Consider the following 23583-nt stretch of genomic DNA (forward strand, 5'->3'; position numbering starts at 1 on the left):
CCTGCGCCTCATTCGGTCGCGGGGCTTTTTTTTGCCCAAGAGAACACCTAATCCCTGTAGGAGCCGAGCTTGCTCGCGATGGCGGCGTGTCAGTCGACATCAATGTTGAATGTTAAGCCGCCATCGCGAGCAAGCTCGGCTCCTACAGGGGTTAAGGTGTGGATTGGTGATTGCGGGTTTCCATGACGGTTACGGTGGCGGTAGTCCCGGCACGCAGTCGGTTTTTGGCTGCGTAATCGGCGTCGATCTGTATCCGCACCGGCACCCGTTGTGCCAGTTTGACCCAGGTGTAACTGGGGTTGATGTTGGCCAGCAGGCGACCACCGGGCAGGTTCTCCCGGTCGGAAATGGCGAAGGCAATGCTTTGCACGGTGCCGCCGAAGGTTTCGCCGCTCATCAATTCGATCCTGACCCGATCGCCCTCCTCGATTCGCGGCAGCTTGGTTTCTTCAAAGTAGCCGCTGACATAAAACGAGTTGCTGTCCACCAGCGCCAGCAGCGCGCCACCGGCCGCGGCATAGTCACCCTGACGGGTCAGCAAGTTGGTGACGTAACCACTGACGGGCGCTTCGACCCGCGTGCGCTTCAAATCCAGTTCGGCCTGGGTCCATGCGGCGATTGCCAATTGCACGTTGGCCTGGGCCAAACCGAGGTTGGCCTGATTGCGCAGCAACTCGGCCTGCGCCACCGCCACTTCCGTGCTGGATTTCTCCCATTCTTCGCCAGAAATGGCGAAACGCTGCTTGAGCGTGCGCCGTCGGCGTTCTTCACTCTGACGCTGGTGGAGCAGCGCTTCACTGGCGACAATCGTTGCCTCGGACTGACCAAGGGCGGCTTTCGCCACTTCCACCGAGCGTTTGGCATGCTCCACCGCCAGGACATAGCGCGCCGGGTCGATCTCCAGCAGCAACTGGCCTTTCTCCACGTGCTGGTTGTCCTGCACGCCGAGGCCGACGATGCGCCCCGAGACATCGGCGGACAAGGTCACCACATCGGCACGCACCCGTGCATCGCGGGTCCAGGGGGCGCGGGTGTAATGCTCCCAGGCAAACCAGCCGAGAACAAAAGCCAGCAATACCACCGTCACCGTTACGAGTCGGGCAAGGATCTTCTTCAACGCATCAAGCTCCCATCACCAGAATCAGCGTTGCGCAAACGCAGGCGTACAACGCGCCTTCGAACAAGGCTTCATGCCAGACGAACCGCAGCACGCCAACACGGCGCAAGATCCAGTCCAGCAGCAAGTAAATCGGCAGGGCCAGCAATAACGCCTGGGCAATCGGCGGCAAGTAGACGCCACCCAATTCGAAATCAATGGGCAAGGGCTGGCACTCCTTCCGTTTCTGCGGGTTGAAAGTGTTTGCGATGTCGCTCCAGAAACGACACCACGATCAACAACGCCACGCGCATCCTGAAGACCGACCACAGGTGTTCATGAACGTCTAAATGCAGGTCGTCCATTTCATCGCCCAAGACACGCAGCTTTCCGAGCAACTGTTCAAGGTCAATCCCGGGGCGGCCGGCGATCAATCGTCCTGTCTCACGAACCGCCGCCAGCAAACGGTTTTGCTGATCAGTACTGAGCAAGGTGTTGCTTTGCCCCTGTTGCCTGAGTTGGTTCAACGCCACACCCAGCGCCATGCACCCGAGACTGACTTCGAACAGCTCGCTGGATTGCTTGTCGTTGGTGGCCGGCAACAGTCCCAACATCATGGTCAGGCTATCGACCATGCGACTTTCAAACGCAAATTGCTGCTCATCGGTGGCCGGCGTCTTCAGCAATGCGTAGACCTGCTCACAGTTCTCATTGAACAGTCTACGCATCCGTAAATCGGGCCTGAACGGGAAGATCAAGGCGTAGACACTGAGCGCCAGCGCGGCTGCGCAGACATACGAACCGGCAAACTCGAACCACTGAATGGCACTGTTTTGGCCGATTTCCGTGTTTTGCGGGCCCAACAACAGCATTGTCGTCAGTCCAAGACCAATGCCTGTGCCCGTGGTGGCCGGACTGGACAACCCCACCGCGACGGCATACAGCAATGGGGTTAACAACAAGGCGAGTAACTCGAAGTCATTGATCATCGGTATCAGCAGGAACAGATACAGCGCCGAGACCACCAAGGCCAGACCCAGCCCCCTGACGAAGCTTTGGCTGGCCAGCAACGGCCTTGGAAAAGTCGCCATCAGCGAACAGAGAATTCCCGCCACGATCATCCCGCCACGCGCTCCGTCCCAGGCGGTCTCGATCCAGATCAGGCCGGCCACCAGCAACGCGGTAAATGCGCGGATCGCGTTCATTGCCGCCAACGTGAAATCCAGGTGGAGCGGATTCTCCTGGCCGCGAAACATGCTGCTGGCCGCACGCCCTTCCTGAATCGCGTCGCTCAGCTCCAGAATCTGCCCCAGTTGCTCCAGCATCCGCGCCTGCTCCCAGCGCAGTGACCAGGCCAGTGAGCGCAACGTGGCGGGCATCGTCTCGGTCAGTTGTTCTGCCTTATAGGCTTGATCATCGAAACGCTGTTGCAGCGCCGTGAAAGGGTGCCGCGCTTCGGTCGACAGTGAGCGCCCTTGTAGGGCCAATTCATCGAGAAACGCCAGTTCTTCGCCACGCAAACGCTGTATCTCTTCGGGCAACGCTCCTTTCCAGCGCTCGGCCAGCAGTTGCCGCTGGTGACGTAGCGCCGTCAGCCGCGAGGTTAGCAGCACCAGCTGATTGCCCAGCAGTTGCACCAGACCATTGGCGCTGCGCAATCGGGGTGCGTCGTAATACAAATGCCGCCTTACACCTTCCAGGGCGCTGATGGCGCCGAGCAGTTGCATCTGCCGCCGATGGAAATCGGCCTCGCTTTCTTCGGTTCGAATGACGGCAGCAGCGTGGGTCGCGAGCAGCTTGATGACCTGATCGATCTTGGCGAAGTAATCCCGGGCCACCGCTTCCGGTCGCGCGGTCAGCAGACTGACCACGCACACACAAGCCACCGCCAATAGCGTCTCGGTCACGCGGGTGACGGCTAGAAGGAACGTACCGCCCTGATCGGGTACCGCCAGCAGTGCCACGACCACTGCCGTGTACCCGCTCAAAACAAACGCCTGGGAACTGGTGTAGCGCAACAAGGTGCCGCCGGCGGTACACAGCGCCAGCCACAAGGCCAGGGTGAGGATGAAAGGCAGGGGCGCCTGGGGAAAGATCGCCATGATCAACACCGCCACGACCGCCCCTAGCGTGGTACCGATGACCTGGCCGAAACTTCGGGCTAGGGCCATGCCACCCAATGGCTGGCTGACGATGACCACCGCCATGATCGACCACTTGGGTTGTTCAAGGTCGAACAGGAACGCCAGATACAACGTCAGCAGCCCGGCCACGATGGTCCGCAGGGCGAACAACGCCACGCCGGGCCCGGGGTTGAGTATCGCCTTGAAGTACTGAAGCAGCGGTTGCATGGGAGCGCTCATTGAGTCATCTCCAGCAAGCGTAGTCACTGCCAAGGCGCCTCGACGGGTTTCAATGTCGACGCAATCTGTAGGCAAAATCATTGAAAAGCCAGCCAGCCTCGAATTGCCTGACTAACGAATTGAACTGAGTCTGGGTTTGACTCACAGCCTTGGCTGACCGAAGCTGGCACCTTTGCAACAGCTTGCCAGCTCCCGGATTCCTGCATGCCCCAGTCTCGCCGCTACCTGCTCATCAGCCTCTGCGTCCTGTTTGCCATCGGCCTTGCCTGGTTTTTCCTGCGCAGCACACCCCCCGCCGTGCCGGAGGCGATCAAGCGTGGCTACAGCGAAGCGCTGAATCAGGCGCGTGCGGGCCAACCGGGTGCAGCGCGGGTTCTCTACCAGCAATTGGGCCGCCCCGATATATCGCCCAAACGCCGCGTCTGGTTGCATGCCGAACTGCCCAACTACCCCAGCTCCGTGGCCCTGAAACTGGCGGATGCGGACTTGCAGCATGAATCGCCGGACGTGCGCATCGCGGCGATCAAAAGCATCAGCGGTCTGGTGCCCAGCGGTCAGCGCAGCCTGCTGCTGGGCCCGTTACTCGATGACAGCGAACAGCGCGTCCGCTATGCCGCCGTGAATGCCTTGCTGGGGCTATCGCCGGACGATCTCGGTTTGTACTTCGGGCCGCTGGAGCAAGCCATTGATGCCTGGGAACAGGACCTGAAGAGTCAACCGGAAAGCGCCGACAACCAATATCAACTGGCTCGGCTGCATCTGCACAATGCCGAATTGAAAGAGGCGCAGCAGGCGCTGGAGAACACCTTGCGTCTTGCGCCCGGCAACCTGCCCGCGCTGGTGATGCAAATCGACGTGCTGGATCGCCTGGGCCAAAACGATGCGGCCCGGCAACTGTTGGCCAAGCAACTGAAGGCTCAGCCCGACTCGGCCTACCTGCAACATGCCCTTGGACTCTGGCTGTTGCATCACGGGCAAAGTGAGTTCGCCCTCCTCGGCCTTTCCAAAGCCGTGGAGCTGGAGCCGGACAACAAGGATTACCGCTACGACCTGGCCACCACGCTACACGCTGAACAGGAACTGGAAGCAGCGCAGAAACAATTGCAGGAGATCGTCCAGCGCCACCCGGCCGACCGAAGAGCCCGGGTACTGTTGATCAACTACTGGAAAGAAAGCGGCCAGCTGCAAAACGTACAGATTCTGTTGGCGCAACTTGAACAACTCAATCCCGACGACCCCGCCTTGCAGCAAGGGCTTTAACAACAGCAAAAATTTCGTTGAACTCGTCGTCTCGGCCAAGGGTCAAGAGAACAGGTAGTCCATTCAGGCGCTACGGCCTGCTGCCTCGCTTCCCCTAGTCATGAGAGGGCATTTTTTGTCTACATCAAACGAGTTGATCAGTGCAAAAGCCGCCACCGGCATCGAAGGTCTGGATGACATCCTGGCCGGTGGCTTGTCCCGCGGGCATGTGTTTTTACTGGAGGGGGAACCCGGAACCGGCAAAACCACCGTCGCTTTGCATTTCCTGTTGGCCGGCGCTCGTGCCGGCGAGCGCTCGTTGTACATCACGTTGTCGGAAACCGAGCGGGAGCTGCGACAGGGTGCGTTGTCCCACGGCTGGGAGCTGGATGAAAACATCCACATCTTCGAGCTGACGCCCCCGGAAAGCCTGCTCAATGCCGAGCATCAGCAGAGCTTGTTGTATTCCTCGGACCTTGAACTGGGCGAAGCCACCAGGCAGATTTTCGAAGTGGTCGAACGGGTCAAGCCGACCCGCGTGGTGCTCGACAGTCTTTCCGAGATCCGTCTGCTGGCCCAAAGCTCATTGCGCTACCGTCGCCAGATCCTCGCGATCAAACACTACTTCGTGCGCTATGACGCCACGGTGGTGTTGCTGGACGACCTGACCACCGAATCCCTCGACAAAACCGTACACAGTGTGGCCCACGGCGTCATTCGCCTTGAGGAACTGACCCCCAACTATGGCGCCGAGCGCCGGCGAATCCGTGTGGTGAAGTACCGAGGCCAGAAGTACCGTGGCGGGTTTCATGACTTCACCATTATGGGCGATGGCGTTCATGTGTTTCCGCGCCTGGTGGCTGCCGAGCATCGCGGTCGCTATATCCGTCAGCAACTGTCCAGCGGCATCAAGGAAATGGATGCCTTGCTCGGTGGCGGGATCGAGACCGGGTCCAGCACGTTGATCCTCGGCCCGGCTGGTACCGGCAAATCGCTGATCTCGATGATCTTCGCCGCTGCCGCCGTGGCCCGTGGCGAAAAAGCCGCGCTGTTTATTTTCGATGAAGAGCTCGGGTTGCTGTTCGAACGCATGAAGAACATCGGCATCGACCTCCAGGCACTGCAAGACACCGGCAACCTGCTGATCGAGCAAGTGGACGCGGCCGAGTTGTCCCCCGGGGAGTTTTCCTACCGGGTTCGTCGCTGCGTCGATGAGGGCAATATCAAGACCGTGGTGATCGACAGCATCAATGGCTATCAGGCAGCGATGCCGGAAGAAAACGCCCTGGTACTGCACATGCACGAGTTGCTGCTGTACCTCAATCGCCAGGGTGCCGCGACCTTTATGACCGTCGCCCAGCATGGACTGGTCGGTGACATGCAAGCCCCCGTGGACATCACCTATCTGGCCGACACGGTCGTCCTGCTGCGCTACTTCGAGGCACTGGGCAAGGTGCGCCGGGCGATTTCGATCATCAAGAAACGCACGGGCAGCCATGAATCGACCATTCGTGAATACCGCATCAGCGCTAAGGGCATGACCATTGGTGAACCGCTGGATGCATTTCAGGGGGTATTGCGCGGTGTCCCGACCTATCTGGGTGCCAGCAATCCTCTGCTTGAGGAACAAAGCCCGTGATCGCCCAGAAAGCGATGTCCGAGCGTGCAATCATTCTCGCGCCGCTGGGTCGCGACAGCCAGATTGCGCTGATGATGCTCAATGAAGCGGGCTACGACGGGGTCATTACTCGAGACCTGGTGGCGTTGTGCAGTGAACTGCAGCAAGGGGCAGGATTACTGCTGATCTCTTCCGAGGCCTTGCTGGGCGGTGATCTTGAACCGCTGCTCGGGCTGATTGAGCAACAGCCGGCCTGGTCCGACCTGCCGATTGTATTGATGACCTACCACGGCGGCCCGGAACAGAACCCGGCATCGCGCTACGGCCCACAGCTGGGGAACGTGACCTTTCTTGAGCGTCCGTTTCACCCGGTCACGTTGATCAGCCTGGTGACCGCCGCATTGCGCGGTCGTCGACGACAGTACGAAGCCAGGGACCGGATGATCGATTTGAGTCAAAGCGAACTGCGACTGCAAAACACCCTCGAAACCCTTGAACAGCAGGTTGAGGAACGCACCGCCCAGCTGCGACACAATGAAGAAGCCCTGCGCCAATCGCAGAAGATGGAAGCGGTCGGCCAGCTCACCGGCGGCATTGCCCACGACTTCAACAACATGTTGACCGGCATCATCGGCAGCCTGGAGCTGCTGCGCCGACGTCTGGCTCGTGGGCGCACCGAGGATCTGGACAGCCTGATCGACCTCGGCGTGACCTCAGCCAACCGCGCGGCGGGCCTGACCCACCGCCTGCTGGCGTTCTCCCGGCGTCAGTCGCTGGACTCCAAACCCGTGGAGATGAATACCCTGGTGGTGTCCATGGGCGAACTGCTTCAGCGCAGCATCAACGAAACCATTCAGCTGGACATGCAGCTGAACGAGCAACTCTGGGTGGCCGAGGCTGACCCCAATCAACTGGAAAGCGCCCTGCTCAATCTGGTGATCAATGCTCGGGATGCGATGCCCGATGGCGGCAAACTGGTGGTAAAAACCAGCAATCAGTACCTGGACCGTGACTTCACCGAGACGCAAAGCAACCTTCAACCGGGTGATTACGTGGTGCTGAGCGTCACGGATACCGGGTGTGGCATGCCGCAAAGCACCATCAACCGGGCCTTTGACCCGTTCTTTACCACCAAGCCTATCGGTCAGGGCACAGGCCTTGGACTGTCGATGATTTATGGTTTCAGCAAACAATCGCGCGGCCACGTCACCATTCACAGTGAAGTGGGCGAAGGCACCACGGTGAGTCTGTTTCTGCCGCGATTCGACGGTGACCTGCCTAAGGACAGCCCGGTGAACGTCCAGCACGCTCCGTTCGCGCAGAATGGCGAAACGGTGCTGATCGTCGAGGACGATCCGGCGGTGCGGGTGTTGGTCAGTACCGTATTGAGTGACCTGGGCTATGCCTTCGTCGAGGCTGGCGATGCGGACAGCGCAGTGCCGATTCTCGATTCCGGGCAGCGCATCGATCTGTTGATCAGCGACGTTGGATTGCCCGGCATGAATGGCCGGCAACTGGCGGAAATCGGCCGGCAATACCGGCCTGATCTGAAGGTGTTGTTCATCACCGGCTACGCCGAGCACGCGGCGGTGCGCGGTGGTTTCCTTGATCCAGGCATGCAGATGATCACCAAGCCCTTCACCTTCGATCTGTTGACGGCGAAGGTGCGGGAGATGATCCGGATCTGAATGCCCCAGCTGCAGGCACACCCAATATTGTGGCGAGGGGGCTTGTCGGAACGCCGCATCGCCCCGTTCGGCTGCGAAGCAGTCGTGTATCCAGGCAACGCGGTGTATATGAAAAGGTGTAGGGGCCGCTTCGCGACCCAACGGGGGCAAGCCCCCTCGCCACAGGTTCTCGCTCGCCTTAAGGCCTTACGAAAGCATTTCCTGCATAAGCTCCTGCAGCACATCCAGATCAAACGGCTTGGCCAGGATCGGCGCCTTACGGGTGATCGGGCTGTCCGTCTCGCGGATCTCCTGCGGATAACCGCTGATAAAGATCACCTTGAGTTCCGGTCGCAGCTTCACCGCAGGTTCCGCAATCTGCACGCCAGAGATCCCGCCCGGCAGGCGGAAATCGGTGATCATCATGTCCAGGTGCGGTTTGCTCGACAGAATTTCGAAGGCCTGCTCGCCGTTTTCGGCCTGCAATACCCGGTAGCCCTCACCCGACAGATAGGCCGACAGCACCATCAAAATCGAGGGGTCATCTTCGACGATCAATACGACGTCTTGTGCATCTTCACTCATGGGAAGCCTTTGTTCGGTCAATAGCTGCTGATACGACCGTGGGGTCGATCAGAGGTTGCGTTTATCTGGCTGTTTTCCTACAGCGGCAGACAAACGCGAAACAAGGCGCCTTCGCCAATCCGGCTTTCGACGGTAATAAAACCGCCATGGGCGGCCACAATCTGCTCGGAAATAAATAACCCCAGGCCCAACCCCGCGACAGCGTGTTTGGCCGTGACGCGTTCGAACTGTTGGAAAATACGCTTCTGGTTCTCTTCGCCGATGCCGATCCCCAGATCGCGCACTTCCACCCAAGCCTGATCGCTCTCACTGTACACCTTAACGGTGATTGGGCTCTTGGCGCCGTAGCGCAAAGCATTGGTCAGCAGGTTGGAAATCACCTGTTCAATGCGAAATTCGTCCCAGTTGCCCACAACCGGTTGTTCGGCCTCCAGGATGACCGAGGACTCGGCAGCATCGATCTGCGGTGCAAAGTTCTGCAACAAACCGCGAACCAGCGCCGACAGATCAAAGCGCGTCGGTCGGATCGACAACTTGCCAGTGCGAATCCGTGACACATCGAGCATGTCTTCGATCAAGCGGATCAGGCTTTTGATCTGCCGCTCGTCGCGGTCGACCATCGCGTGCATTTTGTCCAGGGTGAACGCCGCCGCGTTGTCCCGGGCCAGGTGCATCTTGCGCAACTGGGTTTCGAGGATCAGGCCATTGAGCGGCGTGCGGACTTCGTGGGCAACGATGGACATGAAGTCATCGCGCATGCGCACCGCTTGCTCCAGTTCCAGCTGGGTACTCTGTAACTGCTTGAGCAGCGCTTCCTGCTCGCGGCGGCTTTGCTCCAGCTCTTCGACCTGCTGTTTCATCGCCTTGCTTTGGCGATACAGTTCGACGAACACGTTGACCTTGCTCTTGACCGCATGGATATCCAGCGGCTTGTAGAGGAAATCCACGGCGCCGCTTTCATAGCCCTTGAACGCGTAGTTCAGTTCACGACCGCCCGCACTGACGAACACGATCGGAATGTTCTTGGTCTTTTCCGTGCCGCGCATCAGCTCGGCCAGTTCGAAGCCATTCATGCCAGGCATCTGCACGTCGAGAATGGCCATGGCGAATTCGTGTTGCAGTAACAGCGACAAGGCTTCGTCGGCGGACAAGGCTTTATAGACGATACGGTCTTCGCGCTTGATCAACGCTTCGAGCGCCAACAAGTTCTCCGATAGATCGTCGACGATCAGCAGTTTGGCCTGGATAGTACTTAGCATGCGATTCGTTCCAGCTCGACTAGCAGACGGCCGATGCCGCAAATAGGGAGAATATGGTCCGGCTGGTGTAAATCAAGCGCCGCCTGAGGCATGGTCGCGACCTGGGCTTCGTCCGGGTCCTGAACGATGGTCATGCCACCACGACGCTTGACCTGGGCCAGGCCGCGGGCGCCATCACGGTTGGCGCCGGTCAACAACACCGCAGCCAGAGCTGAACCGTAGGCATCGGAGGCCGACTCGAACAGGTAATCGATGGCCGGTCGCGAATAATGCACGCGGGCTTCCAGGCTCAAGGAAAAACTGCGGTCGTGCTCCACCGACAAGTGATAACCCGGCGTCGCGAAATACAGCGTTCCCGCTTCGACCAGCGTCTTGTCGCGGGCTTCCAGTACAGGCATGGCTACTCGCCGTGCGAACACCTCGACCAGATAACTTCGACGTTCGTCCGGCAAGTGCAAAACCACGATGATCGGCAGCTTGAAGCCTTTTCGCAATGGGCTGAGGATACTCAGCAACGCCTCCACACCGCCGGCCGATGCGCCGATCACGATAGCCTCTATAGAAGGCAAATCCGCTGCACTGTTCATGATTTGCGGTAAATCCGTTCTTGTTTGACCAACGGTTCGAACTGGTTACCGTAGGCCGAAAAATCCAGGGTTTCCTTGCTGCCCAGCACCAAAAATCCTCGATGACAAAGGGACTCATGAAACAAACCGAAAGCACGATCCTGAAGCTTTTTATTGAAATAAATCAAAACATTACGACACGAAATCAATTGAGTTTCTGAAAAGACGCTGTCAGTCGCCAGGCTGTGATCGGCGAAGGTCACATTCTCACACAGCGTCTTGTCGAAAATGGCGTAACCGTAAGCCGCCGTGTAGTACTCGGCGAACGAACGCTGGCCACCTGCCTGCTGGTAATTATGAGTGTAGGCGCGGACACTATCCATGGAGAAAATCCCTTGCTTGGCTTTATCCAGCGAGCGCGGATTGATGTCAGTGGCGTAGATGATGGTGCGATCGAGCAAGCCTTCTTCGCGCAGCAGAATGGCCATCGAATAGACCTCCTCACCGGTGCTGCAACCAGCGATCCAGATCTTGATCGAGGGGTAAGTCTTGAGCAGCGGCACCACTTCCCTGCGGATCGCCAGGAAATGCGAAGGGTCGCGGAACATTTCGCTGACCGGGATCGTCAGCAGTTGCAACAACTGCATGAATGCCGTCGGGTCGTGCAGGACCTTTTCCTGCAACGCTGAAATGGTCGTGCACTCGAACTGGCTCAACGCGTGATTGACCCGGCGCTTGATCGAAGCGCCGGAATAGTCGCGAAAGTCATAGCTGTATTTGAGGTAGATCGCCTCGATCAACAAGCGAATTTCGATTTCGCTATTTCGCTCCACTGAAAAATTGCGTTCCACTAAATGCGTTCCATCTTCGGTAACCACACGCGAATCAGCGAGAACAGGCGATCCAGGTCGATGGGCTTGGCCAGGTAATCGTTGGAGCCCGCTTGCAAGCAGCGCTCCTGATCGTCCTTCATGGCCTTGGCCGTCACCGCAATGATCGGCAGCTTGCGCCAGCGCGGGTCCTTGCGGATCTCGATAGTGGCTTCGTAGCCATCCATCTCCGGCATCATCACGTCCATCAACACCAAATCGATGTCCTCGACTTCATTCAGTCTTTCAATCGCTTCACGGCCGTTCCGACCGATGACCACGACTGCACCCTTTTGCTCCAGGGCACTGGTGAGGGCGAAGATGTTGCGTACGTCGTCGTCCACCAGCAGCACCTTGCGACCCTCGAAGACCTTATCGCGGCTGCGCGCGGTCTTGAGCATCCTCTGGCGCTCATGGGACAACCCGGATTCGACTTTGTGCAGAAAGAGTGTCACCTCATCGAGCAAACGCTCTGGCGAGCGCGCGCCCTTGATGATGATCGAGCGCGAATACTTGCGCAGCTCGGCTTCTTCGTCCCGGGTCAGGTTGCGCCCGGTGTAGACGATCACTGGAGGGAACGAGCAGATATCTTCCGTGGACATGCGCTTGAGCAAGTCGTTGCCGAGCATGTCCGGTAGCTTCAGGTCGATGATCATGCAATCGAAAATCGTCGTGCGCAGCAGGTCCAGCGCATCTTGTGCCAGGCCAACGGCTGTGATCTCGATGTCCTCGTCGCCGATCAGCCGGGCAATGCTGTCGCGCTGCAAATCATCGTCTTCGACCAGCAGGACGCGTTTGACTTTCTGGGTCAGCTTGGCCTCAAGGCGGGCAAACACGTCCTTGAGTTCTTCGCGGGTGGTCGGTTTGACCGCGTAACCAATGGCCCCCATGTGCATCGCGGCTTCGACCCGGTCTTCCACGGAAATCACATGCACCGGAATGTGTCGGGTTTCGGCGTGTTCCTTCAGGCGTTGCAACACAGTCAACCCGGAATGATCCGGCAGACGCATGTCCAGCAGAATGGCGTCCGGGATGAATTCCCTGGCCAGGTCGTAACCCTCGTCCGCCCCGTGCGCCACCAGGCACTGATAACCCAGCTCATGCGCCAGGTCGTAAAGGATATTGGCGAAGTTCGGCTCGTCTTCCACCACCAGAATGCAACGCGTGGCGAATGGCGCTTTGGTGCGATCGTCGTCGAAACGCGGAATATCGACTTCGGCAATCAACGGCACCGGCGCGGCGGGCGTTACTCTCGGTGTTATGGCAACCGGCGTGGCTCTCATCGGTTCGACAGGCTCTTCGCCCGGTTCAACGTATTGCTGCGGTAACACCAGGGTGAACACACTGCCCTGCCCCGGCTCGCTGGTGACGCTGATGGAGCCGCCGAGCAAAGCGGCCAGGTCACGGGAAATCGACAAGCCCAGGCCGGTGCCGCCGTAACGGCGATTGGTGGTGCCATCGGCCTGGCGGAAGGCTTCGAAAATACCGTCCTGCTGGTCCGCAGCAATGCCAATCCCCGTATCGCGAATGATAAAGGCAATACCGTCGGCGGGCTGACTGGCAACTGTCAGGCTGACTTCGCCTTTTTCGGTGAATTTCACCGCGTTGGACAGCAGGTTCTTGATCACCTGCTCCAGACGCTGGCGGTCGGTGAAGATCATCATCGGCGCACCGGCCTGCACCTCGACGTGGAAATCCAGTTTCTTGTCGGTCGCCAGGGGTTGGAACATCCCGCGCAAACCATCCACCAGACGCGCGACACTGGTGTTTTCCGGTCGCATCTCAAGCTTGCCGGCCTCGACCTTGGAAATGTCGAGAATGTCGTTGATCAAGTTGAGCAAATCATTGCCGGCGGAATAGATCGACTCGGCAAACTTGACCTGCTCGGCGCTGAGGTTTTCCTGAGGGTTTTCCGCCAGCAACTTGGCCAGGATCAACGAGCTGTTCAGCGGCGTGCGCAACTCGTGGGACATGTTGGCGAGGAATTCAGACTTGTACTTGCTCGAGCGCTGCAACTCTTCGGCGCGTTCTTCGAGCTGGAGCTGGGCCTGATTGAGCTGGGTGTTCTTCAGGTCCATGGCGTCGCGCTGTTCCGCCAGGATCTGCCCCTGTTCGGCGAGCTGCTCATTGGTTTGTTCAAGCTCGACCTGCTGGGTCTCCAGATGCACCTGAGATTCCTTGAGAATCCGCGACTGCTCTTCCAGCTCTTCGTTGGCGGTCTTGAGTTCTTCCTGCTGGACTTGCAGCTCTTCATTGAGCTGCTGGGTTTCAGCCAGCACTTCCTGCAGACGCTGGCGATAGCGAGCGGCCTCGATGGACGTGCCGATGTTGCCGGCAATCAGTTCAAGCAATTCGACATCGCGGTCCGTCAGCGGGCGCAGGAAACCCAGCTCGATCACACCGTTGACCCGATCGTCATCACTGGTCGGCACCACCAGCACACTGTGCGGCAGACCTTCACCCAGGCCGGAGCTGACCTTGAAGTAACCGCTCGGTACGTCATCGAGACGGATCAAGCGAGCCTGGTGCGCTACCTGCCCGACAATGCCTTCATCGCTGTAAATCTGCTGTTCGCGCGCTTCCTGCTCGCGGGAGAAACCGTAAGAAGCAATGCGCTTGAGACCGCCATGGTCTTCGCGGACATAAATGGCGGCGACGGCGGTGCCCAGGTACTGCGCGCAGAATTGCAGAATGTTGCGGCCCAGCAGATTCAGCGACAGTTGCCCCAGCACTTGTTCGGCCAGTTCAGTCTGGCCATTGCGCAGCCAGGCTTGCTGTTCCAGACGCTGGGCACTGGCCTGTTGCCTGGCGAGGGTGGCGCTGTAGCTTTGCGAAAGGTTGAGCAAATCCCGACGACCAATATAGGCCAGCAAGGCGCTGATCCCGGCGATGAATAACAGGTAAAGGCTGATGCTCCAGATCGTGGTACGGCGCACTTCTTCGTTGCGCGTGGTGCGCAACTGTTGCTCCATGTCGATCACGTCTTCGAATTGCTTGCGGATCTCATCGGTCAGCCGCTTGCCGCGCCCGGCTTTGACCGCGCTGCGGTAATCGCCGCTGGATCGCTGCAATTCAATCAGGGACTGCGCGTAAGTGCCCCACTCATTCTGCAAGGCCTGGAGCCGGTGCAGACGGTCGGTCTGCACCGGGTTGTCCGCGGTCAGGTCGAGCAAGGCATTGAGGGCGACAGCGATTCGCGGCTTGGCCGTTTCGTAGGGTTCAAGGAAGTGCTCGTCGCCAGTGAGCAGGAAGCCGCGCATACCGGTTTCCAGATCGACGGTCAGCTTGATCGATTCATTGGCGTTATTGATCACCCGGTCGGTGTGCTCGACCCACTGGATCATCGACAGCAGGTAAGTAATCAGCGAAACAAAGAACACTGCACTGAGCACGCCGACACCCAACGGCAGGCTGAGGTTGCGGCTCAGGAGTTTGCGGAATCGTTGCTCATCAACCGAAGACGCGGATGTCATGGGGGGAAACCTTGTCGAACTGTTGAAAACCAAGGAGTTTGCCCCAAAAGCGCCGGTTTGATCCAACTATCTGATACCTTTCCGCGCAAAATCCTACATTCCACTGCTCCACCGCAAAGGAGCGGTTATCCTTGCCGGCACGTGTGCGGCTATTCTTTTTTCTACCGCGTGGGAACTTGTCGGGTTCCGTCACTTACTCAAGCAAGAGCCCGGCGATTTCGATCGACCGACAACCGCGAATTCATTCTCTGAGAACCCACTATGTCCGCCACCGCGTCCATCATCCTTGTAGTCGAAGACGACGCCATCGTGCGCATGCTGATTGTCGATGTGCTGGAGGAACTCGAGTTCAAGGTGCTCGAGGCCGATGGCAGCGAACAGGCGCTGGAGTTTCTCAACGATGAAGACCAGTACATCGATTTGATGATGACCGACGTTGGTTTGCCGGTGATGGACGGCCGTGAATTGGCCACCCAGGCGCGGATGCTGCGTCCCGAGCTGCCCATCCTGTTTGCCAGCGGTTATGCCGAAAGCATGGATGTGCCCGAAGGTATGCACGTGATCGGAAAACCGTTTTCCATTGATCAGTTGCGCGACAAGGTCAAAGGCATGCTGGCCTGAGACAGTTGACTGGGGCTGCGCCCCCTCCATTTCTGCATAAACCGACGCAAGGCTGCATTTTTCGGCGTTTATCGGCTCTGACCTGTCAACTCTGACAGTAGAAAAGGCCGCCCGCCTGGCGTTTGATTGGACCGGTGATTCCCACTCATAAGGAACCGAGTCCATGCCGAATCAAACCGAACGCTACGCACATTATTTGAAAATCAGCGGATTGTTACTGATGCTCATCGCCGGATATGGTTGCCAGTCAGCCTCTTCCGACAATCCCCAGCACTGCTTTGAACAGAGCGGACAGGCGTTCAGCGAAGTATTGAGCTGCTATCGCAAAGCCGCAGCGACGCAACCGCTGCGCTACATCAGCAAGGGGCAAGAGCAACAGCCCGGCGTCAATATCCGGCGCTTCGAGCTGAGGTCACAGTCCTGGGGCCAGAGCGCTCAAGTCGCCCCGGCAGACTGGATTCATGGAGTCGACCTGTACATTCCCGACAACGTAAAGGGGACGCGCGCCGTGCTGGTCGCCAATGACGGCGTTAATAACCCTTTGCCCGGTGGGTCTCCGGGAGCACCCAATAACTTTTCGCAGCAAACACTGCTCAACATTGCCCGGCAAACCGGTTTGATCGTAGTGGCTGTCAGCAATGTCCCTAACCAGTATTTGACCTACAGCAATGACGGCGTGCCGCGCACGGAAGATGACAGCGTTGCCCGCAGCTGGAAACTATTCATGCAGGCCCCGGAACAACAACCTTTTATGTCGCTGCATGTGCCGATGATGGAAGCGCTGGTCAAGGCCATGGACCTGACGCAAAAGGAAACACAGCCAGGCCAGGTGGTGAGTTTTCTTGCCACCGGCGCTTCGAAACGCGGTTGGGCGGTATGGCTGTCCGCCCTTGCGGACTCACGCGTCGATAGCATCGTGCCGTTTGTCATAGACGTCTTGAACACGGACAAAGTGTTCGACCAGACGTTTCTGGCTTACGGCGGTAACTGGCCTCTGGCGTACTTCGACTACTACTCGCAAGGCGTGATCGCCCAACGCAAGAGCGAGCCGTTCAAGAAGTTGCTGCAAGTCGAAGATCCGATGAACTATCGAAATCTGTCCGGCTACATCGACCGCTTGAAGATCCCGAAATACATCGTCAACGCCAGTGGCGATGACTTCTTCATCCCGGATGCTTCGCGCCAGTATCTTGCGGATCTGCCGGGTGACAATACACTTCGGGTCATTCCCAATGCCGCCCACGATGTGCGGGCGTTTGTTGAAGCGAACCTGATTCCTTACATCAAGCGGCGGCAGGCCGGCAATACCGCACCGAGGTTAAAGACACAGGAACAGCGCCTGGACGCCACATCGACCACGTTGCAACTGACCTTGTCCGAAATGCCAATCAGGATGACCCAGTGGACAGCCCACAACCCAAAGGCCCGGGACTTCAGGTACAACTGCGGCGTGCGCTACACCGCAGCACAGTTGCCGGCCTCCACGGAAGTCCATGCGACTCTCCGTGCTCCCAAGGTGGGTTGGAGCGCAGCGTTCTTCGAGGCTGAGTACGCAGACGGCGTTATCGAAACGACGATGGTCAAGGTTCTGCCGGATACGTATCCGAATCAGGCACCACCCGCCGATGAGGCGTTTTGCAGAACACTACCCGCCACCCTGGGTCAGTGAATCAAGACACGACAATCTCGACCGTTTTGCTCGGTGGGGTTGTCGTGTTTCCTTGACTGTTCTTGGTCATTCATTTTCTTGCGCCTGCAGCCAGAGCGTTCAGTTCAGTGCCACGCTTGCTGTCGTTTAATACAACATCAATAACTTACTGCCCCTGAAACTGATTCTTCTCTCCAATAGTTTGCCGCCTTGCCGGCAAACATCGTCTATTTATTACCCTTAGGCCGTGTGCCTTCGCGAATGAACACAACTTATAAAAATTCGCTATCGAAATACGCATTAACACAACGCTCTTTGCTTCCCAGATCGAATTAAAAGAGTATTTCCGCCAACTATCAGCCCACACAAAGTCAACGGATTTACTTATGAGCAGTATCATCACCTCGCCCCCTCCGACACCTGACAACTTTGAACTGACAAAAGCAATTCGAGGCGAACAAGAGGATTTTATTCGTGCACTTGAAATTATCATTCAGGGCGCAGAAGACAATAAACCTGTCGATCTTTCGAATATCCATATTCCCCACCGCCCAGGCACTCCGTTTGATCAGGCCTATGAGCCAGGAAGAGTGCTTCTGGAAAAAATTGTTCACACTTCCGACTTTTCCAAGCTCAGCGAAGCCCTGACTATTTTTGACAAAGAAACTTGTCTTAGAGTCAATGTGCGCGGTGATCTCGATGTTCGCCGACACACCCCTTGGATAAGCCTGAGGGATGAACTTAGATATTTTCCTGGTCTCGAACATTCATTATCAGTGATAGGTGAATTGGCAGAGATGGCGGGCGGTTATATTTACTTCAACGACCCTATTAGCGTTGAACAGTGGCTAACCTTCCATCAGTTCAATATCCCGAAGACGGTGGGCGAAACAAAAAACCTGATCAGGTTTCTACACCTCGATTTACCCGATGCCTCTCCGGTTGGTAACTACTGGCAAGCAATCTCGGGCGCTGAAAGCTCCCCGTTTTTGCTGAGCGCAGCGGAACGTGAGCGAGTGATGGCGCTCACCCGTGAGGTGTTCAAGCACCCTCATGAAATTCTGGAGGAGCTCGCTCGACCAGTCATTTCAGATAAATCCATCGAACAGGTGGAAGCGGGAGCCGGTTACCTGCTGGACCAGATCCTGGAAACCGAGAGAGCCATAGAATATGGACGCGAATACCTCGCCGCTGTGGAGTGGTATGGCACCGATGATGGACAATACGCCTGTAAAGAACACGTACAGTCGTTGCTGTTGGCAGCGGTCATTCTTGGATTTGATTCATCGGCTGGCCAAACACGAAATCAGATCGCGGGCTATGACCTCTATCAGCCTGGTAACGTTGATCGTAGTCCCCTCGCTGTTCGTGGGGATCTTGAAGATCACCTCGCCGGATTGAACAAAGAGGCAGGCCGTGCGACACCGCTGGCTTCGTTTATCCTCCTTGCGGGTATCGCGCCTGAGTTTCTCGTCAGGGACCTGCCCGAGTCATTGCGACTGGGCTCCCCGGCCTGGGTCACATTCAGTCAGGCCGTAGCGTTGGCCGAGCTCAATGACCCCGGATCGTCTCGGATGATGACGTACAGTCAGCTGCTGGATTTTGCGGCGCTTGAGCCTGTGACTTCAGAACTCTCGCTGCTACACAGTGTTGTGGCGATCAACCCTATTATCAACTGGGCAGCATTAAATGGAGTGATTTCGGCTGATACGCATGGCAATTACAATGAACACGCATTGCATGTTGCGACTGCCGCCTTCAGCGAATATATCGGTCACTTCGATAGTGTTATCCATGCACTCACCAGCCCCCTGCCTTCCCGGCAGGCCCTCGCACTTTCACAGTTGCAAAAAGAACTTCCAGGGTGCGACTATCTCGACAAAAAAATTCTGGTACAGGCAGGGAAAGGATTTTACGCCAATCGCGGATCGTCACTAAAGATGTCGATGGTGGATTTGCACATGTCTGATGATCTTGCATTAGGTGAGTGGGACCGAAGTGGTACCAGCATTTATAAGTCTTTCCCGCAAATCACATCGTTGTATCCTGTGAGTGAGCTGTTTGATCCTGCATTCGATGCCTACTATGAAAAACTTGAAGCCGGTGTCGTCACTAATATAAAACTCGCTCTGGCACAGTTGCCCGATCAGGACCGGATCGCACTTCAGGTGGGCGAAATCAGTTTTTATACGATTCGAGAGTCGGTAGCGGCCCTGCACAGCACGCCAGCCAGTTCAGTCGGCCTTGTCGGCGTGAACACCCAACCTGCGCAACGGACAGAGAGACAAATCGACAAAGACGCGGCCATCTGCCGTTACGGAATAGTCCTCTGTGCGACTTACCAGGGCCGCGTCAGCTGTTATGAAGTGTTCACTCTGCGGGGCGAATGTCGAAAAAATACCAGGCTGGGTCGCTTACTTGTCGACTCGGGCAAATTAAATTCAACTTCCCGGTTGGACTTCAAGGGAAACTTGACTGACCCAAGTCCGGCGATCGCCCCCTTTCACCTGCCGATTGATTTCGTCGCTTACAGTCAGGGAGTTGCACCTCGAGACGATATTTCCAGTACGGCGGTGATCGAAAAACTCGGAGTACTGTCTGTCCCGTCGATACTTCCACCCTTGCGCAGTAGTCCATACCATAGCTTTTGCACCGAACAGTTTGAGGCTATCGCTCGCTTCATCTTCAAGCACCGCCCCTTCGCGACGTATGAAGAACTGTACCGCAATGCCGAGGGTAGAACGGCGCTGGAACTTGAGCGAGAAAAAGCCGAGCGCATAGGCACCTTCCTCATTGATTTGATTGTGCCGTTCAAAAAATGCATTGAGGACCTCTCTTCGGATGACAAGACCCGCCAGGCTGAAGGTGCCGTCGGGTGCATCATCGATGGGCTTGCGATTCTCGCGGTGGTGATCGGTGTCCCTGCACAGTTTGCGAACGCAGCGGCCAAGACCGCCTCCCTGGCCGCAAAAACCGCCCATTTGGCCAGGATTGGTGTCGGTGTGACGCTCTCAATCCTCAATCCTTTGGATGGCACGCCTCAATTGTTGTTTGGTGGTGTCAATCTGCTTAAAAAGGGTTTCCTTAAATTGAGCAAACAGGGAGCGGTTGCCCTGGACAACGCGACGTTTCAGCTGCAACGGCTCACGGGACGCGCACAATCCTATGACTTGTTCAGGGCGGCCAATCGTACGGATGTCAGGCGAGGTACATGGCAATCGCTGGGAGACTCTGGTGAAGCTGTCTCAATTTTGGCTATTCGCCACAAGCACCAGTGGTATGCCCTCAATCTGCGGACCGGCGAACCGTGGGGCCCCGCTTTGAAGAACTTTCGTGTCACCAATGATTTGGTGCGAGTACCCGGATTGCATCGAGTCATGCCTAAAAGCTATGCACGAACCGTCATCACCAACGCGTTACCCATTGCGGGCCGAAAAATCGACTTTGCAATTGACGTACTGGGCAAGCGAATTCACGACGGTGACAGCAAATTCGTACTCAAGGCGTTCTTCGGTTCGGACTCGGATGAGGTGATCGAATGGTATCTGGACGGTCTCAAAATCATGAGAGACGATCTCAAGACTGTCTCGATCAGTAACTTCATGGTTGATGGATCCAGCGCAGGGGATGTAATGGGCGGACTTTACACCAATCGCTACAAGGCTTGGCAAGCCTCTACGAAGGCAGATCAAGCACACGAACAATTCATAGTGTTCTATGCCGACCAACTAAATCATTACTACCGACGCATGAAATACGACGACAGCAGAATCGCCGACATATTGGTGCACGAAATGTCTCATGGCGGGCCAGGCACTCTGGATTTTTTCTACGCAGACAAAAGCCTTAGTAAGTCCTCGGGGCTGGGTGACACGGAAGTATCCGAATTGCTCAATCTGGCCAAGGGTAGTGAGTATATTGCCCCCTCCAGCAGGCTTGCCGGTAAAGATGTCGGAGTGCTGCTCAACCCATCGGAGGGTGACATCGTGCCGTTTCTAAACGAGGCGCCCGGTTTACTTAATGCTGACTCCCAAGCCGTTGTTACTTCGTTACTGAGTCAGTCGGTGACGAATGCTCCGGCTTTTCAAGCCAATCTCTCCCATCTACGCGCAATGTTGAAGGGAGCCGGAAACAAGCGCATTACCGGACCTATACGGCTGAATCTAGGACAGGGTTCCATTCCCGTGAGATGAACTTCAGTTCCGTCTGCTGTGATTTAATGGTGCCCCTCTCTCGCGTCCACTCTCTACCTACATCAAGGAATACCGGTTCATGACCCAGCCCCACGCAACCAAAGTCCTGGTCATCGGTTACGTCTGGCCCGAGCCCCGCTCTTCAGCGGCCGGTGGGCATATGATGCAAATTCTCGAGACTTTCTTGCAGCAAGGCTGGGACATAACTTTCAGTAGTCCGGCCAGCTCCGGTGAGCATCGGGCAGACCTGACGGTGTTGGGCATTCGCGAAGTTCCGATCGAATTGAACAACAGCAGTTTCGACACGTTCATCAGCGAACTGGCCCCGGATATCGTTTTGTTCGATCGGTTCATGATGGAAGAACAGTTCGGCTGGCGAGTTGAGAAGCACTGCCCGGATGCCTTGCGCGTGCTTGAGACTTCCGACCTGCAAAGCCTGCGAGATGCCCGCCATCAACGCCTCAAGGAGCGTTTGAAGGCGAGTGATGACGCCAATGACTTCAATGAGCTATTCGCGCCAGCGTTACGCGAAGAGTTTGAGCTCATGGCCGAGACCGATCTGGCCAAACGGGAAATCGCAGCGATTTATCGTTGCGACCTGAATCTGATGATTTCTGAAGTAGAGATCGAGTTGCTGGTCGAGCAATTCAAGCTGCCGCGCCACTTGCTGCACTGGTGCCCGCTGATGGTCGATCTACCGAGCGTGCCACCGGTTTCTTTTGAAGACCGCGCGCACTTTCTCAGCATCGGCAACTTCCGTCATGCGCCGAACTGGGATGCGGTGCTCTGGATGAAAACCACTATCTGGCCGCTGATCCGCGAACAATTGCCAAAGGCTCAATTGCACATTTACGGTGCCTACACACCGCCCAAAGCGACGGCATTGCACAACCCCGGCCAGGGTTTTCATGTGATGAACTGGGCGCAAGATGCATTGCAGGTCATGTCTGGCGCGCGGATTTGTCTGGCCCCCCTACGCTTCGGTGCCGGAATCAAAGGCAAAATTGTCGACGCCATGTTGTGTGGCACGCCCACCGTCACAACGCCAATCGGCGCAGAAGCGATGCATGGCGAACATCTCTGGCCGGGAGCTGTGACCCGAACGGCACAGGCGTTCGCCGAGTGCGCGGTTCAGCTGTACAAGGACGAGGCTCTGTGGACGGACGCCCAATCCCTTGGGCAAACGTTGCTCTCCGCGCGTTATCGACAATCGGAACATGGTCCGGCACTGATCGAAAAGTTATTGCATTGCCAACAACATCTGGCACAACTTAGAAACGACAACTTTATGGGAAGTATGTTGCGTCATCACCATCACAAAAGTACGCAATACATGGCGCAATGGATTGAGGCAAAGAATCGGAATCCGCGATAGAACTTACGCCAACAACAAACATTTTGCATTATCACTATTATTGACCGAGCCTGACACTCAACTTTATAAGTACCCAGCCAAACTTACTTAAGTTCGGCGCCATCAACCCTTCTTATAAATTAATGCAAGGATGCATTAAATGAGCAACTACGCCAATAACAACTGGATGTCCGCCACGCCAGCCATTAACACTTTATCGCTCAGCGAACTGACGCTGCCTGGCACTCATAACGCCGGCTGCGACTGGAAAGCGCCCTGGCCTTTTTTCGGCCCTCCCCCCCACTGGGTGGCCTGTCAGCATGAATCGTTCTATAGCCAACTGTGTCATGGGTCTCGAGTACTTGACGCCCGCCTGATCTATGACGCCGCTGCCCCGGGGTTAGGAAAATTCATATTTACACATGACAGTCATCGCTCTAATCGCACGCTGGGAGACCTGATAACCGACCTAAATAGATTCCTTATGGAAAATCCAGATGAGTTTGTCATTGTGGACTTTCACCAACTCAAGAATGGCGAGCATCCATTTGACTTCAACTACTTCAACGACATGATGTTGAGGTTTATCGACCATCGGATGATTCCTGTCCAAAACCAGGGCCTGAGCCTTGAGAGACTCAAGCAAATCAGCCCACTGCAAAGGATACTGGTCGCCGCTCCATGGCACAGCGCTCTTGATCGAACTGTATTTCACGAGCAGATCAGGCACAAATGGTCTGGCAGCGGTGTCACTAACGCCGCTGATTTGAAGCAGCACATTATTAATGTACTGAAATACCCGCCAGGCACAGGGGCACCGTGGTCACTTTCCGCCACCAGTTACAGCGCGCTCGGTGGCCCCGTGGATATTCATGACGAGCTTGATTCCTGGTTCGATCCGAATACCAGCGACTGGGCGTCAAAATGCAACATCATCAACGTCGATTTCATTGAAGAGTCCAACATCGTCTCTTATTGCCGAACGGTAAACCTGATAAAAGCGCGCGATCGGCTCCCCCGTTAGCGAAAGTC

The 23583-nt window shown here is 56.7% G+C and carries 16 protein-coding genes; 8 read left to right on the forward strand and 8 right to left on the reverse strand.

Features of this window, described 5'->3' with window-relative positions; genetic code table 11:
- Nucleotides 1-151 precede the first annotated feature (151 nt).
- Genes DFS28_RS12245 through DFS28_RS12255 form a run of 3 tightly spaced genes read right to left on the reverse strand, consistent with a single transcriptional unit; the run spans nucleotide 152 to nucleotide 3459 of the window.
- The gene (locus DFS28_RS12245) at nucleotides 152-1117 is read right to left on the reverse strand and encodes an HlyD family secretion protein (protein WP_111449986.1); all 966 of its coding nucleotides are present in this window, start codon (nucleotides 1115-1117) and stop codon (nucleotides 152-154) included.
- A 4-nt stretch (nucleotides 1118-1121) separates the two neighbouring features.
- Nucleotides 1122-1322 carry a DUF1656 domain-containing protein gene (locus tag DFS28_RS12250; RefSeq protein WP_111449987.1) on the reverse strand — a complete coding sequence of 67 codons (201 nt, stop codon included), beginning with the start codon at nucleotides 1320-1322 and terminating at the stop codon, nucleotides 1122-1124.
- On the reverse strand, nucleotides 1312-3459 hold the full coding sequence (locus DFS28_RS12255; RefSeq protein WP_111449988.1) for an FUSC family protein: 2148 nt from the start codon (nucleotides 3457-3459) through the stop codon (nucleotides 1312-1314). Before DFS28_RS12255 ends, DFS28_RS12250 begins: the two co-directional genes overlap by 11 nt.
- A gap of 204 nt (nucleotides 3460-3663) precedes the next feature.
- Between DFS28_RS12255 and DFS28_RS12260 the strand changes: the two genes are divergently transcribed.
- The 3 genes from DFS28_RS12260 to DFS28_RS12270 all read left to right on the forward strand — a co-directional run bounded on the left by DFS28_RS12260 (nucleotide 3664) and on the right by DFS28_RS12270 (nucleotide 8004).
- Nucleotides 3664-4719 (forward strand): lipopolysaccharide assembly protein LapB, encoded by a 1056-nt coding sequence (locus DFS28_RS12260; protein ID WP_111449989.1) that lies wholly within the window; start codon nucleotides 3664-3666, stop codon nucleotides 4717-4719.
- 115 nt (nucleotides 4720-4834) lie between these two features.
- Nucleotides 4835-6337, forward strand: a complete 1503-nt coding sequence (locus DFS28_RS12265; protein ID WP_111449990.1) for an ATPase domain-containing protein — start codon at nucleotides 4835-4837, stop codon at nucleotides 6335-6337.
- Nucleotides 6338-6351: 14 nt separating this feature from the next.
- Nucleotides 6352-8004 carry an ATP-binding protein gene (locus DFS28_RS12270; RefSeq protein WP_371922170.1) on the forward strand — a complete coding sequence of 551 codons (1653 nt, stop codon included), beginning with the start codon at nucleotides 6352-6354 and terminating at the stop codon, nucleotides 8002-8004.
- A gap of 186 nt (nucleotides 8005-8190) precedes the next feature.
- Here the strand turns inward: DFS28_RS12270 and DFS28_RS12275 are convergent, their stop codons facing one another.
- From DFS28_RS12275 to DFS28_RS12295, 5 genes are all read right to left on the reverse strand, one after another.
- Nucleotides 8191-8568: a response regulator gene (locus DFS28_RS12275; RefSeq protein WP_008146959.1), complete on the reverse strand. Its 378-nt coding sequence runs from the start codon at nucleotides 8566-8568 to the stop codon at nucleotides 8191-8193.
- A 77-nt stretch (nucleotides 8569-8645) separates the two neighbouring features.
- On the reverse strand, nucleotides 8646-9827 hold the full coding sequence (locus tag DFS28_RS12280) for a hybrid sensor histidine kinase/response regulator (RefSeq protein ID WP_111449992.1): 1182 nt from the start codon (nucleotides 9825-9827) through the stop codon (nucleotides 8646-8648).
- Nucleotides 9821-10414, reverse strand: coding sequence for a chemotaxis protein CheB (locus DFS28_RS12285; protein ID WP_111449993.1), 594 nt, complete (start codon nucleotides 10412-10414; stop codon nucleotides 9821-9823). The genes DFS28_RS12280 and DFS28_RS12285 overlap by 7 nt, the downstream gene beginning before the upstream one ends.
- Entirely contained in the window at nucleotides 10411-11244 is an 834-nt protein-coding gene (locus DFS28_RS12290) for a protein-glutamate O-methyltransferase CheR (protein WP_111449994.1), read from the reverse strand. Before DFS28_RS12290 ends, DFS28_RS12285 begins: the two co-directional genes overlap by 4 nt.
- Complete coding sequence (locus DFS28_RS12295) at nucleotides 11244-14735, reverse strand: response regulator (RefSeq protein ID WP_111449995.1); 3492 nt, start codon at nucleotides 14733-14735, stop codon at nucleotides 11244-11246. The genes DFS28_RS12290 and DFS28_RS12295 overlap by 1 nt, the downstream gene beginning before the upstream one ends.
- Before the next feature lie 261 nt (nucleotides 14736-14996).
- On the opposite strand from DFS28_RS12295, the gene DFS28_RS12300 reads away from it, so the two are divergent.
- The 5 genes from DFS28_RS12300 to DFS28_RS12325 all read left to right on the forward strand — a co-directional run bounded on the left by DFS28_RS12300 (nucleotide 14997) and on the right by DFS28_RS12325 (nucleotide 23575).
- Nucleotides 14997-15356, forward strand: a complete 360-nt coding sequence (locus DFS28_RS12300; RefSeq protein ID WP_111449996.1) for a response regulator — start codon at nucleotides 14997-14999, stop codon at nucleotides 15354-15356.
- A gap of 163 nt (nucleotides 15357-15519) precedes the next feature.
- Nucleotides 15520-17025: a PhoPQ-activated protein PqaA family protein gene (locus DFS28_RS12305; protein WP_111449997.1), complete on the forward strand. Its 1506-nt coding sequence runs from the start codon at nucleotides 15520-15522 to the stop codon at nucleotides 17023-17025.
- Between the two features lie 365 nt (nucleotides 17026-17390).
- Nucleotides 17391-21197, forward strand: a complete 3807-nt coding sequence (locus tag DFS28_RS12315) for a hypothetical protein (protein ID WP_132834033.1) — start codon at nucleotides 17391-17393, stop codon at nucleotides 21195-21197.
- Nucleotides 21198-21276: 79 nt separating this feature from the next.
- Nucleotides 21277-22572 carry a glycosyltransferase gene (locus DFS28_RS12320; protein ID WP_111450000.1) on the forward strand — a complete coding sequence of 432 codons (1296 nt, stop codon included), beginning with the start codon at nucleotides 21277-21279 and terminating at the stop codon, nucleotides 22570-22572.
- Between the two features lie 139 nt (nucleotides 22573-22711).
- The gene (locus DFS28_RS12325; protein WP_111450001.1) at nucleotides 22712-23575 is read left to right on the forward strand and encodes a phospholipase; all 864 of its coding nucleotides are present in this window, start codon (nucleotides 22712-22714) and stop codon (nucleotides 23573-23575) included.
- The last annotated feature ends 8 nt before the right edge of the window (nucleotides 23576-23583 follow it).

The sequence above is a fragment of the Pseudomonas sp. 478 genome (assembly GCF_003254125.1).
Taxonomy (GTDB): Bacteria; Pseudomonadota; Gammaproteobacteria; order Pseudomonadales; family Pseudomonadaceae; genus Aquipseudomonas.